The following is a 17,046-nucleotide window of genomic DNA, read 5'->3' as shown; positions in this document are numbered from 1 at the left end:
GGGAAATGCGGGAAACTTGAGCCCGAGGAGGCTCAAGTCACGCCCCATGGAAAGCGAAGGAGGCCACTGAAAAAGTAAATTTTGATCAAAATTTACTTTTTAGAAAAAATCAATTCCCATAAAAAGCTTGATTTTTATAGCTAAAGTGGGAATGATGCTTTACTTTCCAATCTACTTTAGAGGTAAAAGTGGGGATGGGAATTTTTAGAAATCGAAATTTTTCATCATTCATGGTGTTTTTCAGTGGCCTCAAGCGAAGTACCTGGAATGGAAAATCAACATTCTTTTTTAACAGAGCCAAAAATTTAAAAATTTTATTAGATAGGACAAGCCCTTCTTTCATAATATATAAAGCTACGTATTTTCTATATATTGTTGGGGGGAAAAAGTTGTTTAAGCGCTGTATTATTTTTTTCTTAGTCATTCTTTTATTTTTGAGCACTTCTTTTGTTCAGTCATATGCAGAAACTAATTCAGATTCTCAATTTATCATTATTAACAAATCAATTAATAGATTAGCTTTTTATGAGAATGGTAAATTAGTAAAAGTGTTTAAAGTTGCCACCGGTAAGAGTCAGGAATTAACTCCTGAAGGGAAGTTTAAGATCGTCAATAAAATTGTGAATCGGCCTTACTATAAAGCGAATATCCCAGGTGGTGACCCTAGGAATCCTCTTGGTAATAGATGGTTAGGCTTGAATGCTAGAGGTACATGGGGTACAACCTATGCAATCCATGGGAATAATAATCCGAGTTCGATTGGAACTTATGCTAGTCACGGTTGTGTTCGTATGTATGATGAAGAAGTTGAATGGTTATTTGATCGTATTCAAAAAGGTGCCACTGTATTAATCACTTCATCAAATCAGTCGTTTCAAGATATCGCTGTCACTAATCATTTATTTGAAGAAGATTCAGGCAGTGTTGTAGTAACAAATCCAACTGATATTCCGACTAGTTTACAACTTGGAAGCGTCGGTTCAGAGGTTGAATGGCTGCAAGATACTTTAACAAAACTAGGTTACTCTACAAACGGAGTTGATGGCTATTTTGCTGAAGGTACAGATCAGGCTGTGAGGGCATTTCAACAAGATAACGGACTAGATATTGATGGTGTTGTTGGCGTAGGTACAAAGAAATTATTAATAGACAAACTTCAAGAAAGAACTCGGGAAATGCTCTCTGCTTATTTTTATACATTTACGCTTAAGAAAAATGTAAAAATAAATGGTGAGGATCGGTATGATAGTCATATAAATGGGGTTCAGAAATTAAATTATTAGTTCAAAAAAGCTGTTGAAAACTCAACAGCTTTTTTACATTATTACTTTGTTAAGTATAAGTACAATAATTTCATCGTATTTTCCATTGCACTATAATGAGTTCTTTCCATACCATGAGAAGCGTGTACACCTGGTCCTATTAGGGCTCCACGAATATCCTGTCCTCCGCGTAATGCGGCAACAGTATCAGAACCGTACATCGGATAAATATCTACTGCATAGCTAAGCTCATTTTCCTTCGCTAAATTTACTAAATCAGTTGTCATATTAAAATCATATGGACCACCTGAGTCTTTTGCACAAATAGAAACATCATATTCAGTACAGCTTAAGTCATCTCCAATACAACCCATATCAACTGAGATTAATTCAGTAATATCAGATGGTATATAAGAAGATCCATGTCCAACTTCTTCATACGTCGAAATAAAGAATTTAGTTGTATATGTAGGAACAATTTTTTCCCTTTTAAATAATTCAAGTAAACCAATTAAACAAGCTACACTTGCTTTATCATCAATAAATCTTGATTTGATAAATCCGCTTTCAGTAATTGTAGTTTTCGGGTCAAAGAAAATAAAATCTCCAGGGCTAATTCCAAGATTTAAAACATCCTCTTTTGATTTAACACATTCATCAATACGAACTTCCATGTTTTCTGGATCGCGTTTCTTTGTTTTACTATCTTCGAATACATGAATAGACGGACTTGTAGATAAAAATGTACCTGTAAAAATTTTTCCTTCACGAGTTCTAATTTGACAATATTCACTATCAAGAGTTGGTACAATTGGTCCACCAATAATTGTGAATTTCAAAGTACCTTTACTTGTAATAGATCGAACCATTGCCCCTAGTGTATCAACATGTGCAGATAACCCAACGACTTGTTCATTACTTTTACCAGGAATAGTGATCACGCCACAACCTTTATTCGTTGTTTCGAACTCATACCCTAAACTATTTGACCAAGACTGAATTAACTCCATAATTTCAAAACAAAAACCACTTGGACTATTAAATTCTAGTAATTGTTTAGCGGTTTGTAATACATATTCTTTGTCAATTTTAATATTCATAGATTTTCCCCTTCAATTTTGAAATTTTCATGAAATTCTCACCGTATTTATCATACATTTATTTGTGTTTGTTATCAATAATCCTGCCAAAAACATCGAGGATCCACTCTCTAATTAATTTTGTCCGTTCTTCGTCACGTTTGGAGTATTGCTATTTAATAGCTCTCATATAAATAGGGTATACCGTTTATAAAACGAGGTGGAAAGGTGTATTTTTTTAAGCCAATTACAGACGAGGTTCGTTCATTTCAGCTTAAATTCAATAAAAAAACTAAAACGATGAAATTCATTTTAGTATCTACTTTTTCATGTATCGCTGCTCTGTTTCAGGCTGCAGGTGGCTATTTACCAGGTATAGGTCTTTTTTTAAGTCCGCTTGCTACTGCACCTATTTTACTATGTTCCATGTTTTCCATTACAGATGGTGTAAAATCTTTTTTTCTAACAATCATATTGTTAATAATCCTACAACCAACTGAACTAATTGTATTTCCTTTTACAACTGGATTATTGGGACTTGCGATTGGTGCAGCTTTTTACTTTTTGAAGAAAAGATTATGTATTATTGTTACTGGTATGACTCTTTTAATATTAGGAATTATGATTCTATTGTTTATTTTTCACTTTCCAGTTTTAGGCCCAGCCTTTACTGATTCCTTGTCAATTTCTTCCATTGCAATTATTTTATTATCTTCGTTTTTTTATAGTTGGTTTTGGGTTGAAGTTGCTTTAATTATTTTTATTAGATTGGCACTTTTTATAAAGGTTCGTTCTTGAGTTAGGTTAGTCTTTTAGAAATAATACATCATTAGGGGAATAAATTTTGAAACTAGTAAAAATGGCACCCTTAATAGGAGCAACACATTATTGAAAAATTAAAAGACTCCTGGAGTTGATTTTTTATGCAATATGATTTTGATTGTTAGTGACCACTAAATAGTTGTCTGGTTCAGAATTAGATTGAAAAGTCATTCAAATAAAAGAAAAATTAAAAAGTTGGGATCATTTCATTAATTCCAACTTTTTATGTCTGTTATTTTTGGCTCTTTAGTATTGCCTGCTTCTCCATATATTTGCGCATCTTTTTCATGTTTTCTGGCGCATCCCATGGATCATCGACAATCATTTCAATAATACAGAGTCTTTGGGCACATTCACTTTCAGCTTTGCTTATAGCTTGTTCAAGTTCTCCAATGGTCCGAACAATAGAAGTAAACGCATTGCCCCCAAAGGCTTCTGCCAATTTTGTATAAGACCATCGAGGGATTTTGTTATATTTTTGATCTATTGTTTTGACATTTAAATATTTTTCGATTGTATAACCATCATTGTTTAATACGAAGATGATAGGTTTACATCCGTAATAAAGCATTGAACTAATTTCTTGAGCAGTTAGCTGGAGTGAGCCATCACCCGTGAACAGTAACACTCTACGTTCTTTTGCTGCGATACAGGCACCAAACGCCGATGGGGTTGCATATCCAATCGACCCCCAGCCTCCTTGTCCAATATAGGTAATATTACTCGGCAGTCTCACCTCCGCCATCCCATTGTAGAAAGTACCAATTTCAACAATCATAATATCGTCCTTTTTCAACATGCGTTGAAATAGTGGATAATACCCTGCCGCCCTAATTGGTTCATCACTATTATTTGGAGACTGATTGTAAGGGAATGACGCTTTTTCCATCAAACCGTTTCCCTTGAATCCCGCATGTTGAAGTTCACGAAGTATATCAGTAGCAAGAACGTTTGGATATACTGCCTCAGCAACTTTAACATAGTCTGGTTGAATATTGATCGTTACAAGAGAATTCAGTTTTGCGGTAAAATTAGCGGTATTTGTATCCGCCCATACCGTGCCGATTCCAATAATACAATCGGCATTTTCAACCGTATTTTGAACTTTAGGACATCCTAAAGAACCTAAGTACATTCCGATATAATTAGGATGGGTTTCATCAAATGCTCCTTTGCCGAACAGCATGGATGCAGCAGGTATATTCATAGCGTCTACTAACTTCAAAACCTCAGCCTGTAGCCCAAAGCGCATAGTTTTAGCATCTACAAGGATTATGGGTCGCTGTGCACCTTCTATCAGTTGTCTGGCATGATTCGTCGCAGCCTTAAGAGCTTTTTGATTGGACGTTTTTTGCTGTGGTACCGGCACTTCCCGATACATAATAGGCTTGGCCACTAAATCATCAGCCACAACAAGGTAAACAGGCTGTTTCTTTTCTTTTGCAATACGAATGGCAGTTGGAATTTCAATCATGGCATTTTCCGGTGTTAAAACCGCGGAGTATGCCGTTATCTGCTCATACATTTTACGAAAAACATTAAAATTCCCATTCATTAAAGTATGATGCATCAATTTGTGTTCTTTTTGATCTTTTTCTTTTGGCGATCCAACAATATGAATCACAGGAACATGCTCGCTATATGATCCCGCTATTGGATTGCATGCGTTTAGCTCCCCTACCCCAAAAGTTGTAATAAGTGCGGAAATCCCGTTAATTCTTGCATAGCCATCTGCAGCATAACCCGAGTTTAGTTCGTTCCGTCCTTCTATAAACTGGATTCCGTTAGTTTGCTCCAACGTATCAAGCAGTGAAAAATTATAGTCCCCTGCAACACCAAAAATTTCAGTTATCCCCTCTAACTTTAAGCAATCTAACAAATACTGACCAAGTGTTTTTTGAGCTTTTCCAGTATGAGTGACGGGACTTTCTATATTCATCTTCTTATCCATTACACACTCACTCCATATCCAAATAATGGGTTTACCAGATTCTATTACCCTTTATATTCGTACCCTATCATTGAATGGGCTATACGATGTTTGGATTAATACTCCATATTTTAGAAAAGCCACGTTTAAAGTAGATGTTGAGCTAAATGAATGTCGATAATGAAATGAGCGGATTCACCAATGAAACTACAGTTATGGAAGCAGATGGTAAACCAAGGTAGAAAAATGGAGTTAAATACTGAACTTTATACTGAATTGAATTAAATAGGGATAAAAATTGAGAGTAATTGAAAATTTATTTATTTATCGCAAATGAAGGAATGAACATGTGCAGCGGAGAATCTTCCTTTATGCATTTTTTTAGTGTAATGGTAAATAGGATGATTGACTTAGCTCAACTTGAATTACCCGTGCAACGGAATTGAAATGGATTCATCATAACTGAAGAAATCGAGGTGCTATTTATTTGTTCTTATTAAAGAAATACGGAAAGTGGCTGCTCAAAGCCAATAAAAGAAATGATCTATTCGAAACACTTACAATGTTGAGTGTACTACCAATTATGTTGCTATCACTCATCTATTTTAATCATCATCACTATTCAATATGGATTTTATTTGTCATATTGTTTTTAACAGTCAACTTAGCCAATGTAATTGATGATATTCTTATAAAAAAATTGAGCAAATGGAATCGTAAAATCCCTAAATGGGTAGATGTAACCATCTCGGTTATTTGGGCTATCTTGGTCGCTACTGTTTTTACTTTTAACTAATAGAAGATATGGCGATCGTTCAACTTGGAAACGTGTCGTAAGGATTCAGATGATGTACCATGGATGGAAGATTACTAAGCTTAATAACAAATTAGTTGGATAAGGATATGAATCTTGAACAGTAACATTATGAATAGAAGTTAAATAAAGAAATAAAAGGAGCGATTTTCATGGGAGTTGTAGTTCGAAAGTATAGAACTATTTTCTTTTTCCTGATAATATTTGTAAATTTAATTTACCTAACTTTAGACAATAAAAAAATAGAAACAATTACATCTATAGTAACTTTAGCGATTGCCATAATTCTATATACTTTAAAAATGAGATATGATCATAAGAAAAATAAAATCAAATAGTTAAATAAATTATATTTAGGTTTTTTATCTAATCGTAATACCTTTTCGAATAAAAAAAAAAGTCAATTGTACTTTATTCACTCCACTTAAAAAATAAACAACCACAGGACATCTGTGGTTGTTAGTATAGTAAATAAAATGTTCGTCAAAATCAATCAAAATTTATAAGGTTCATGGAACTATTTCGAAAATAGTACCTTGATTTAAATCAGTTACTTTCATTGAACCATAAACTCCTAAATATATTTTTGATTGATTTACATTCGTACCTAAACCTACATAATAGGCCGGTTGTGACCCAAAGTCATAATTGGTTTGAATGACACTGAAATCACTTTGTATTCCATCCGCTTTTACTTTCGTATAAGCTAAAACACCTTTAATCTGTTCATGTGATCCTTTTTGTACCAAATCGGTAAAAACAACACTACCAGTTAGACCAGGTATTTCATTTCCCATATAAGGTTGGACCCCAGTAAGTGCAGTTCCTTCAAATTTATTTGGTCTTGAATCTTTATGAAAGTAACTAGTTAATGGTTGAAGACGAGTAGCTGAAAGTGTTACTGATTCATTATAAAAAGCAATTGCTTTCTCATCCATATTTGTATTTTCGGAGCAACGTTTTATAGTTGAAGTAGGAAAATCCCCTTCCCAGCCTCTCCAGCCAAAGTTAATAAATCCATCTATTTCATCAGAATTAATCGTACCTTGAACTAGCTGAGTAACTGGTACTAGATTATATTGATCAAATGAAAAAACCGACTCGACCAAGTCTTGACCGACATTTCCAACATATTTTATTGTTTGATTAGTAAATCTTTGATATGAAATGCCTGTTATATTCCGAACCCCTTTAGCCATTACCATGAGTGTATCTTGAATAGTTGTTGGAAGCTCATTAAAACGCGAAACCACAGGGGGATTACTAATGTTTGTATTTTTTCCTACATCAATTTCAATTATTTTACCTGCGATTTCTAGATTATCCTGACTTAAGTCAAACGGATCATAACCCGATCCACCATCCCCAGTTGTTAAGACTAGATTACCTGTTTCAGGAGAAAAGTTTAATGTATTCAATCCATTATGATTCGAAAAAGGTCTCCTTAAGTTAAGTAATGTGCGTCGTTTTTGTGGCTGACCGTTAGATTGTAAACTCCATTCTTCAGCCGTATCAATATGATCAAATTTCCCTTCCCTATTTAGCCATTTTAAATTTAACGTTTTTGGATCACATGGATTAGGTTTAAAAGAATCTGACAGTGCACCTGGTCCTTGTGATCCAGCTATTGAATAATGGAGATAAAATAACCCATTATGATAAAAATTAGGATGGAACGCAAGCCCAAGCAAACCACGCTCATCATAACCACCTTGACCACCTAGTTTTAATACTAAATGGCGAATATCTAAAAAGGTTCTGATTTCTCCATTCCCTACGTAAAAGATTTCCCCCAACTGGGTTGCAATAAATAATCTCTCAATTGAATCACCTGGAAGAATTGTTGTTTTCATTACAGTTGGCAAATTAATCTTACTAACAATAGGTCGTAAACCAACCTTAACTTCAATCATCTAATTTCCACCTTCTTTTAACTGATATCTTGTTTAAAAATATGATTAGAACAGTTTTACTAGTACCAAAATTCAACTTTAAGAGTACGCCACACTATTAACGAATCTACTAGGTATATAGTTTCTTTGTGCCATTATTGTTAAAATATGGTCATGTTCATTGTGAATTAGAAAGGAATGAGTCATTTTGATAGCTGCAATCCTTATTTTCGTATTAGCCGGTTTGGCAGAAATAGGTGGTGGATACCTTATTTGGTTATGGCTAAGAGAAGGTCAATCAGCTTATTTGGGATTAATAGGGGGCATTATTTTAGCACTTTATGGCGTCATTGCAACATTTCAAATTTTCCCTACATTTGGTAGGGGTTATGCTGCATATGGTGGCGTATTTATCGTTCTTTCAATTTTATGGGGCTGGGGAATTGATAAAAAATCACCTGATTTATACGATTGGATTGGTGCAGCAATTTGTTTAGTCGGCGTGTCAGTCATATTATGGGCACCTCGGAATTAAATTGAGGCAGGAAAGTAAAATTTGAAATTGAAATACTTATTTAAGAAAATACAGCCATTATTGATAATAGTTTAGGGAGTGGTTCATTTTGTCATTAAAAGCAGGCGATATTATTACATTTTTAGCGAACCTTTACAGTAGAAGATGTTGAATTGTTTATGAAGGTTTCTTTTGATGCAGGTGCTCACCATATCAACCCTGATGAACAAGGAAGGCTCGTCATTCAGGGGTTGCTGACTGCGACTTTACCTACCAAAATTGGTGGGGATTACAATGTACTTGCACGTACGATGAATTTCGAATTCCTAAGGCCTGTTTATACGGGGGACACGATAATTTGTAAAGTAACGATTGAAAAATTCGAAAAGCAAGAGAATAGAACATCAATTTTAGCCTCATTCTTATGTACGAATCAGAATGAGAAACGAGTATTAAGAGGTAGTTTTGCAGGGGTAATATTATAAGTTTTGTTATTCTTATGAACTAAGAACCTTTTGACAAATATAAGTTTGAATGTGAAAAAGATCGAAAAGAATTTATATTTTACAATTATAATAGAGTAAAAAAAATGAAAGGATTCTCGACTCCCATGAGAAAAGCGAATATCAGCTTAGCTCCATAGATAGTGAGCATCCTATAGTAGAAATCAACATTCTTCATTTTAAGAAAAAAAACTATTAATTTTGATATAAAGACTGTAATGCTAGATGTTCTGAATCATTTTTTACATAAATATCATATTGAGTATTCTCATCAAACTGCCTACTTCTAAGATTGATTGGTAGTTTAGTTTTATACTCAATTCCATTCTTCTTTAATTTACCAATAATGATAAAATAGTTTTGATAACCAAACGCAGTATAAATTAACTTCCATTTTCGATTTAAATATAATTGAATGAAACTATAAAGTACTATAATGGTAATTACATAGATTGCTACATATAACATATTAGTCCCTCCAATTTAACTTTTTATTAACATATTTAATTGCTACTAGTTTTTATGTATAGATTTTAGGAATTTATTAATTTTATTGAAAACTAAAACACTCCAGTAAATTTTAATACTGGAGTGTTTTAGTTTTTAAAAGAAACCTAGTTTACTTGGAGAATAACTAACTAGCATATTCTTCGTATTTTGATAGTGATCCAACATCATTTTATGCGTTTCACGGCCAACGCCTGAATTTTTATAACCACCAAAAGCAGCATGTGCAGGATATGCATGATAGCAGTTTACCCAAACTCGCCCTGCTTCGATGTTTCGCCCAAATCGATAAGCAGTATCCATATCACGAGTCCAAACACCCGCTCCTAATCCATATAATGTATCATTCGCAATTTCCAATGCTTCTTCTTTTGTTTTAAAAGTTGTAACAGAAACAACAGGACCAAAAATTTCTTCTTGGAATACTCGCATTTTATTGTTCCCTTTAAAAATTGTAGGGTTTACATAAAATCCATCTTTTAATTCTCCATCAAGAACATTACGACTACCACCTACTAAAACTTCTGCACCTTCATTCTTTCCAATTTCAAAATAAGATAAAATCTTATTTAATTGCTCATGTGAAGCCTGAGAGCCGATCATTGTTTGAGGATCTAATGGATTTCCTTGTTTAATCGCTTTAACACGATTAACGGCTCTGTCCATAAATTCCTCATAAATTGATTCATGTATTAACGCTCTAGATGGACAAGTACATACTTCTCCTTGATTTAAGGCAAACATTGTAAAGCCTTCAAGTGCTTTATCAAAAAATTCTTCATTCTCAACTACATCTTCAAAGAATATATTTGGCGATTTACCACCTAACTCTAATGTAACAGGGATTAAATTTTTTGAAGCATATTCCATAATTAGGCGGCCAGTTGAAGTTTCACCAGTAAAGGCAATTTTTGCAATACGATTACTTGAAGCTAATGGCTTACCTGCTTCTAGTCCAAATCCATTTACAACGTTAACAACTCCAGCTGGCAATAAATCTTGAATTAATTCCATTAACACTAACACTGAAGTTGGCGTTTGTTCAGCCGGTTTTAAAACTACACAATTTCCCGCAGCCAAGGCAGGTGCAAGCTTCCATACAGCCATTAAAATTGGGAAGTTCCAAGGGATAATTTGACCAACAACACCTAATGGCTCCTTATAATGATAAGCAACTGTATCACCATCAAGTTCTCCGAGTGATCCTTCTTGTGACCTGATACAGCCTGCAAAATAACGGAAATGGTCGATTGCTAATGGAATATCAGCGGCTAACGTTTCGCGAACAGGTTTTCCATTTTCCCAAGTTTCACAAACAGCAAGATATTCTTTATTCGCTTCCATACGATCTGCAATCTTATGTAATAAATTTGATCTCTCGGTTACTGACATTCTTCCCCATTTATCTTTTGCACGATGTGCCGCGTCAAGAGCTAAATCGATATCTTCAGAAGTCGATCTTGCTACCTCGCAAAAGACTTGTCCAGTTACTGGCGAAACATTTCCAAAGTACTGTTCCCTTACCGGTCTTACCCATTCCCCACCAATAAAATTGTCATAGCGATTTTTAAACGTAATTAATGAACCAGATTTTCCAGGTGTTGCAAATACCATAATGATTCCCCCTTAATAGCTTGTCTATCTAAACTTATGAATTGGTAACGATAACTATGACTATTAATACATCTTTTATTTAATAGAAATATTTTGATTCAAAACTAATATTTAGGTAGAATGAGAGAAGTGTTAAAAATCTGTTAGAAAATGAGGGGTAACTGTGCGTAAAAACTTCGTAGATATTTTATATCTCCTTGTTGGATCTGCAATATTTGCAGTCGGTGTTAACTTCTTTGCGATACCGAATAAGTTAGCTGAAGGTGGCTTTACCGGTATTACAATGATTACTTATTATCTTTTTAACTGGTCACCTGATGTCGTATATTTTGTTTTAAATGCTTCATTGTTAATAGTTGGCTATAAATATTTAAAGAAGCAACTAATTTTGTATACAGTTATTTCAATCGTAGCTATTTCATTTTTCTTACGCATTACGGACGGTTATGGAGTACCTACAAGTGAGACATTATTAGGTACTATTTTTGCTGGTGTTTTAATTGGATTAGGATTAGGAATAGTCTTTCGAGCGGGTGGTACAACAGGCGGCTCAACTGTTCTTGCTCAAATGGTCCATCAATCCTTTGGCTGGAGTATTAGTAAATCATTACTAGCCTTTGATTTGATTGTCGTTTTAGGTGGCTATTTTGTAATCGGGTTTGAGAAAACCTTGTATACTATTATTTCCATTTATATTGGCATTAAAGTGTTGGATTATATAATGGAAGGATTAAATCCGAAAAAAGCAATTACGATTATTTCTGACCAAGCAAATGAAATTGCACAAATTGTATCAAATGAAATGAATCGAGGAGTAACAATCTACCCAGCAAAAGGTCATTTCTCTGGCTTAAGAAAAGAGTCATTATACATTATTGTTAGCAATAAAGAATTGTTTGAACTGAAAAAAATAATTCACACAATCGACCCAAAAGCTTTTGTCGTTATTCATGATGTAAATGATGTACTAAAAGCAGGATAATAAAAGCATGTAAAGTAAAAAAACAAATCACATTTAGTCATTTAACTAAAGTGATTTGTTTTTTACTTTACTTAATTTACACCTTTTGTTTTCCGTTTTTTTCTGATTTTAAAATTTCATTTATATGATCCAGCTCTTTTTGTAACATGACAATCTTTGTTATTTGAGCTTTCTTTTCTTCATCGATTTCGATTTCTTCCGCACTCAATGAAGCAATTTCTAGTTGTAATTTAATTCGTTCATTTAATAAGGATTGTTGATCGTTTGTAATGTTTTGTCTACCATTCCACTCCGCAAAAGAACCTTTGAATTCATAAAGGTTTCCATGCTCAATATGAATTACTCGATTTGAAACTTTTTTTAGTAAATATGGATCATGCGAAACGACAACAACAGCTCCAGGATAAGCGGCTAATGCTTCCTCAATTCGTTCTCTCGTGTGAATGTCTAAATAGTTTGTCGGCTCGTCAAGAACAAGAAGATTTGAGTCGGAAAAATATAACTTTACAAAAGCAACTCTACATTTTTCACCCATACTTAGCTGAGCAATATTTTTGTATACATCCTCTCTTCTAAAAAGGAAACATGCTAATATTGTCCTTGCTTCTGTCTCAGTCATATTTGGAAGAGATAAAATTTCATTTAAAATGGTAGAATCCTCATTTAAGGCTTCAAGCTCTTGCATAAAATAACCTATTTTTAATTGTGGGTTATGTCGTACGGATCCATTATTCGGAATCAATAATCCCGTTAATAAATTTAGAAATGTAGATTTTCCAGAACCATTTTTACCGATCACAGCTAATCGATCTTCTCGGTTTAAAATAAAATCAAGTTGGTTAAATACTGAGTTTTCATCATATGAGAAATCAACTTTATCAAAAGAAATCATTTGTTTAGCTGAAAACGATTCATTTTCAAAGCTTGCCGAAATTAACTTAGCTTCCTTAGGTTTTTCTACTTTTCTTTTCTCTAATCGTTCTAAATCCTTTTCCTTTGATTTAAATCTTAATGCATTTTTTGCAGCTTTCTTCTTTGCGAATGGATCACGTTCACTGGCTGCATTATGCGAGCTTGTAAACCATTGTTTATATTGATTGATCGTTTCGATTAACTTTTTCTTTTCCGCTTCTTGTTTCTCATATTGAGCTTGCTGGGTTTTTCGTTCATGTTCTTTTTGTAATTTGTACTCTGAATAACCACCATTATACTTAAATGTGCCAACTTCCGTTAATTCAACAGTAACAGTCGCAACATCATCAATGAATTGTCGTTCATGTGATATAAAAAGCACACTACCTTTAAAGTTTTTTAACCAATCAGTTAGCCATTGGATCGACTCTGTATCTAAATGATTTGTTGGTTCATCCAAAATTAATAGCTTTGGCTGTTTCATCATCACTTTTGCTAATTTGACTTTTGTTTTTTGTCCACCACTTAAATGACTGAACGAGATATTCCATAACTCTTGCGGTAATTGAAATTTCTTTAACACTTGATCTATTTTATTTTCCCAATCATACCCATCTAATTCTAAATACTTACTTAAATACTCATTATATTTAGCCAGATTTTCTTCCCTAGATAAATCAATTGAAAGCTTTTCTAAATTCTTCTTTAAAAAATAACGTTCTTGATCAAATGATTCGATTACTTCCCTTGTTGAAAATAATTCTTGGTCTTCTTCATCAGTTAGAAGCCAACCAATATCATCTTTTGAATATTGAATTTGCAATAAGCCTTTATTCAACGGAATATTTCCTAAAATTGCATTAATGAATGTTGATTTCCCAACTCCATTTTCACCAATTAAAGCAACTCGTTCGCCTTCTTTTAGTTCAAGATTTCCATTTTTAAAAATTGTCATTCCGTTTAATTCTATTTCAATGTTCGATGCTTTTATAATAAACATATACTTCACTCCATCCGATTTTAAAATATTCCCTGTTTAAATTCAAAAATCAATCGAATCTAATAACAGAGCAAATAAAAACACACAAGCAGTATCTGCCTGTGTGTAAATTGGATGTAATTTAATAAGCCTTGTATATACTAAAAATTATATACAAAAGTTTCATGTTACGAAGTTACGATTAAATAATCCATTTTTTTAAATTGAATGGATTTACTTAATATTCTTCATGGGCTCAAAAAATAGACATACTTATCCAAATTCTCTGATTTCAGGCAGAGTACTTTTTTGCTATAAAATTCTTTAGCTTAAAAAGTTATCGGATATTGTACATAGTGTCTAAATTTGATGCCTCCTTAAAAATATTAATTTAATCTTAGCTTACTTTTAGTATGATTTCAATCATTACTTTTATTCTTTCCAAATTAATGCCAATTCTTTACTTAATTTTTTTCTTAATTGGCGACTTTCTAAACGCTTAAATGCTAATTGCTGCAATTTAATTTCTTCTTCAGTTTCTGGTATTGCCTCTACTACTTTATGAGGCTTTCCATCTTTTAGTGCAACAAAAGTTACAAAACATGTTGCTGCTACCCTTTTTTCACCTGAAAGCAAATCTTCTGCTGTTGCTCGAACAAATACTTCCATTGAGCTTGAACCTGTTAAGATTACGAACGATTCATAATATATGCAGTCACTTTCACGAACTGGACAAAGAAACTCGACTGAATCCATCGATGCGGTTACACATTCCATTCTCGAATGCTTTGTTGCTGAAATAGAGGCAATTAAGTCCATCGCAGCAAGCATCTTTCCACCGAATAATGTACCATGGTTATTTAAATCAGTTGGAAATATTCTACTACTATCAAATACTCTGGATTCTTTTACATATCTACCATTCATCGATTTCACCCTGTCATTAAATAATTGAATAAAATTTTTCTCTAACTTTTTTCGCAGATTTTACCATATTTGATAAGGCATCTATTACCTCAGTTTCATTTCGTGTCTTTAAACCACAGTCTGGATTAACCCAAAATCTATTTGTATCACATACTTTTAAAGAGCTTAAAATATTTTCTTCCATTTCCTCAATTGAAGGCACCCTCGGACTGTGAATATCATACACACCTAATCCGATTCCAAAAGGATAAGGACTCTCAGATAAAAATGTAGAAAATCCTTGATGGCTTCTCGCATGTTCAATTGAAATAACATCAGCATCTAACTCAATAATTGCTTCCATAATATCGCTAAAATTGCTATAACACATATGTGTATGAATTTGCGTTTCATTTCGAACACTAGAAGTAGTTAAACGAAATGCTCTTGTAACCCAATTTAAATATTGATCCCAATCTCTTCTTTTCAGAGGTAACCCTTCTCTTATTGCAGGCTCATCAACTTGAATGATTGATATTCCAGCCGATTCAAGTGCTTTTACTTCTTTACGTAAAGCTAATGCTATTTCATTCGCAACTTCTTCTTTTGTAAGATCCTCTCGAACAAATGACCAATTTAATATCGTAACCGGGCCTGTTAACATACCTTTAACAGGTTTAGATGTTAAGCTTTGGGCATACTCAGTTTCGTTCACAGTAATTGGCTTTGTAAATTCAACCCTACGATAAATAATTGGCGGTTTAACACATCGAGAGCCATAAGATTGAACCCAGGCTTTTTTCGTAAAAGCAAATCCCTCTAATTTCTCACCAAAATATTCAACCATATCAGTTCGTTCATATTCACCGTGAACTAGTACATCCATATCAATGTTTTCTTGGATCTCAATCCATTGCTTAATTTTTAATTTAATCTGATCCATATATTCTGAATCGTCTATATTTCCTTTTCTCCATTGCTGTCTTATTTGTTTAATTTCCTTCGTTTGAGGAAAGCTTCCTATCGTCGTAGTAGGTAAAATTGGTAAGTTCAGCACTTTATTTTGCAATGGATATCGTAATTGAAACGGTACTTGTCTACTAAAATCGTCTTCATTTACGGATTCTAGCTCACTAATTGAATGATTTTTTTCGCTAAGCTGTTTTAAATTTACTAAACAATTATTTACATATTCAACTTCATTTTCAAATAAGTTCTCTTTATTTATTAATAAATTTTTTAGTAACACTAACTCTTCTAATTTCTCATCTGCAAACGATAAAGCCTCGAATAATGTTTCATTTAATGAATCTTCTTCAATTTTTGTAACCGGTACATGAAGTAAACTACTTGACGGTTGAATCCACCAATCTTTTGGTTTAATTAATGCTTTAAGTGAATTTAATAAATTAATTGATTCAGTTAAATCATTTCTCCAAATATTACGTCCATTAATAATACCTACACCTAATACTTTTTCATTTGGAAATCCATACTTATTAATTGACTGTAAATTTCCAACTTTACCGTGTACAAAATCAAGACCAATTCCTTCCACTGGGAAAGTTATTAGTTCTTTATATTGTTCAACTGACTCAAAGTAAGTTTGAAGCATAATTGATAAAGAAGGCACAGCTTTCGTAATTTCTTCATAAACCTCTTTTATAAAACTAATCTCTTCACTTGTTTCTTCAAGTACGAAACAAGGCTCATCTATTTGTACCCACTCAACACCTTCATTCTCAAGTTGTTTTAGCAATTGAATATAAACAGGTAAAAGCTTACTAATAATGTTTCGTTTTTCTTCTTTTTGATAACCTTTTGCTAACTGTACAAATGTATAGATTCCTAGAATGACAGGTTTAGTTTTTATACCTAGTTCAGTGAACGCCTCTTTATATGCTTCTAATGGTTTGTTGAATAATAATCTTGATGGCTTGTCCTTATTATATTCAGGAACGATATAGTGATAGTTTGTATTAAACCATTTTGTCATTTCACAAGCTACTACGTTCTTACTACCTCTAGCAAGTGCAAAATATGTTTCTAAACTTGGTCTTTCGTTACTATCTCCAAATCTACTAGGAATCCAACCAAACATCGTAGCAAAATCTAATACATGATCATAATACGTAAAATCATTTACAGGTATTAACTCTACTCCTAAATCATGCTGCTTTTGAATTGATCGTAATCTCAGTGATTTCATTTCTTTTTCAAATTCTTCTTGATTAATTTTCTTTTGCCAAAAGCTCTCTAAAGTTTTTTTCCATTCTCGATTTTCACCAATTCTCGGATATCCCAAATTACTTATGTGTACCAATTTATCC

12 protein-coding genes and 1 pseudogene are annotated in these 17,046 nt (G+C 33.2%); 5 read left to right on the top strand and 8 right to left on the bottom strand.

Features of this window, described 5'->3' with window-relative positions; genetic code table 11:
* The first annotated feature begins 389 nt into the window (after nt 1-389).
* Nucleotides 390-1,283: a L,D-transpeptidase family protein gene (locus COC46_RS00290; protein WP_255294766.1), complete on the top strand. Its 894-nt coding sequence runs from the start codon at nt 390-392 to the stop codon at nt 1,281-1,283.
* A gap of 41 nt (nt 1,284-1,324) precedes the next feature.
* Here COC46_RS00290 and COC46_RS00285 read toward each other — a convergent pair whose 3' ends face one another.
* Nucleotides 1,325-2,362, bottom strand: coding sequence for a M42 family metallopeptidase (locus COC46_RS00285; protein WP_098807786.1), 1,038 nt, complete (start codon nt 2,360-2,362; stop codon nt 1,325-1,327).
* A 207-nt stretch (nt 2,363-2,569) separates the two neighbouring features.
* Between COC46_RS00285 and COC46_RS00280 the strand changes: the two genes are divergently transcribed.
* Nucleotides 2,570-3,139, top strand: coding sequence for a hypothetical protein (locus COC46_RS00280; protein ID WP_098807785.1), 570 nt, complete (start codon nt 2,570-2,572; stop codon nt 3,137-3,139).
* Between the two features lie 256 nt (nt 3,140-3,395).
* Here the strand turns inward: COC46_RS00280 and COC46_RS00275 are convergent, their stop codons facing one another.
* On the bottom strand, nt 3,396-5,114 hold the full coding sequence (locus COC46_RS00275) for an alpha-keto acid decarboxylase family protein (protein ID WP_098807784.1): 1,719 nt from the start codon (nt 5,112-5,114) through the stop codon (nt 3,396-3,398).
* A gap of 1,302 nt (nt 5,115-6,416) precedes the next feature.
* On the bottom strand, nt 6,417-7,820 hold the full coding sequence (locus COC46_RS00260) for a PQQ-dependent sugar dehydrogenase (protein WP_098807781.1): 1,404 nt from the start codon (nt 7,818-7,820) through the stop codon (nt 6,417-6,419).
* A 187-nt stretch (nt 7,821-8,007) separates the two neighbouring features.
* Here COC46_RS00260 and COC46_RS00255 point away from each other — a divergent pair, with 187 nt between their 5' ends.
* Nucleotides 8,008-8,334 carry a YnfA family protein gene (locus COC46_RS00255; protein ID WP_098807780.1) on the top strand — a complete coding sequence of 109 codons (327 nt, stop codon included), beginning with the start codon at nt 8,008-8,010 and terminating at the stop codon, nt 8,332-8,334.
* An 88-nt stretch (nt 8,335-8,422) separates the two neighbouring features.
* A pseudogene (locus tag COC46_RS00250) lies at nt 8,423-8,798 on the top strand (FAS1-like dehydratase domain-containing protein).
* Between the two features lie 213 nt (nt 8,799-9,011).
* Here COC46_RS00250 and COC46_RS00245 read toward each other — a convergent pair.
* On the bottom strand, nt 9,012-9,284 hold the full coding sequence (locus COC46_RS00245) for a hypothetical protein (RefSeq protein ID WP_098807779.1): 273 nt from the start codon (nt 9,282-9,284) through the stop codon (nt 9,012-9,014).
* 135 nt (nt 9,285-9,419) lie between these two features.
* Nucleotides 9,420-10,937, bottom strand: a complete 1,518-nt coding sequence (gene exaC, locus COC46_RS00240) for an acetaldehyde dehydrogenase ExaC (protein WP_098807778.1) — start codon at nt 10,935-10,937, stop codon at nt 9,420-9,422.
* A 163-nt stretch (nt 10,938-11,100) separates the two neighbouring features.
* Between exaC and COC46_RS00235 the strand changes: the two genes are divergently transcribed.
* Complete coding sequence (locus tag COC46_RS00235) at nt 11,101-11,919, top strand: YitT family protein (protein WP_098807777.1); 819 nt, start codon at nt 11,101-11,103, stop codon at nt 11,917-11,919.
* Nucleotides 11,920-11,995: 76 nt separating this feature from the next.
* Here COC46_RS00235 and abc-f read toward each other — a convergent pair whose 3' ends face one another.
* From abc-f to metE, 3 genes are all read right to left on the bottom strand, one after another.
* Nucleotides 11,996-13,831: a ribosomal protection-like ABC-F family protein gene (gene abc-f / locus COC46_RS00230; RefSeq protein ID WP_098807776.1), complete on the bottom strand. Its 1,836-nt coding sequence runs from the start codon at nt 13,829-13,831 to the stop codon at nt 11,996-11,998.
* A gap of 411 nt (nt 13,832-14,242) precedes the next feature.
* On the bottom strand, nt 14,243-14,737 hold the full coding sequence (locus tag COC46_RS00225; RefSeq protein WP_098807775.1) for an acyl-CoA thioesterase: 495 nt from the start codon (nt 14,735-14,737) through the stop codon (nt 14,243-14,245).
* Nucleotides 14,738-14,753: 16 nt separating this feature from the next.
* The gene (metE, locus tag COC46_RS00220; RefSeq protein ID WP_098807774.1) at nt 14,754-17,039 is read right to left on the bottom strand and encodes a 5-methyltetrahydropteroyltriglutamate--homocysteine S-methyltransferase; all 2,286 of its coding nucleotides are present in this window, start codon (nt 17,037-17,039) and stop codon (nt 14,754-14,756) included.
* Nucleotides 17,040-17,046 lie beyond the last annotated feature (7 nt).

Origin of the sequence: Bacillus sp. AFS041924 (genome assembly GCF_002577195.1) — a bacterium.
In the GTDB taxonomy this organism is placed as follows: Bacteria; Bacillota; Bacilli; order Bacillales; family Bacillaceae_G; genus Gottfriedia.
The sequence above is the reverse complement of the archived record's forward strand: the minus strand, read 5'-3'. Positions and strand labels throughout refer to the sequence as shown.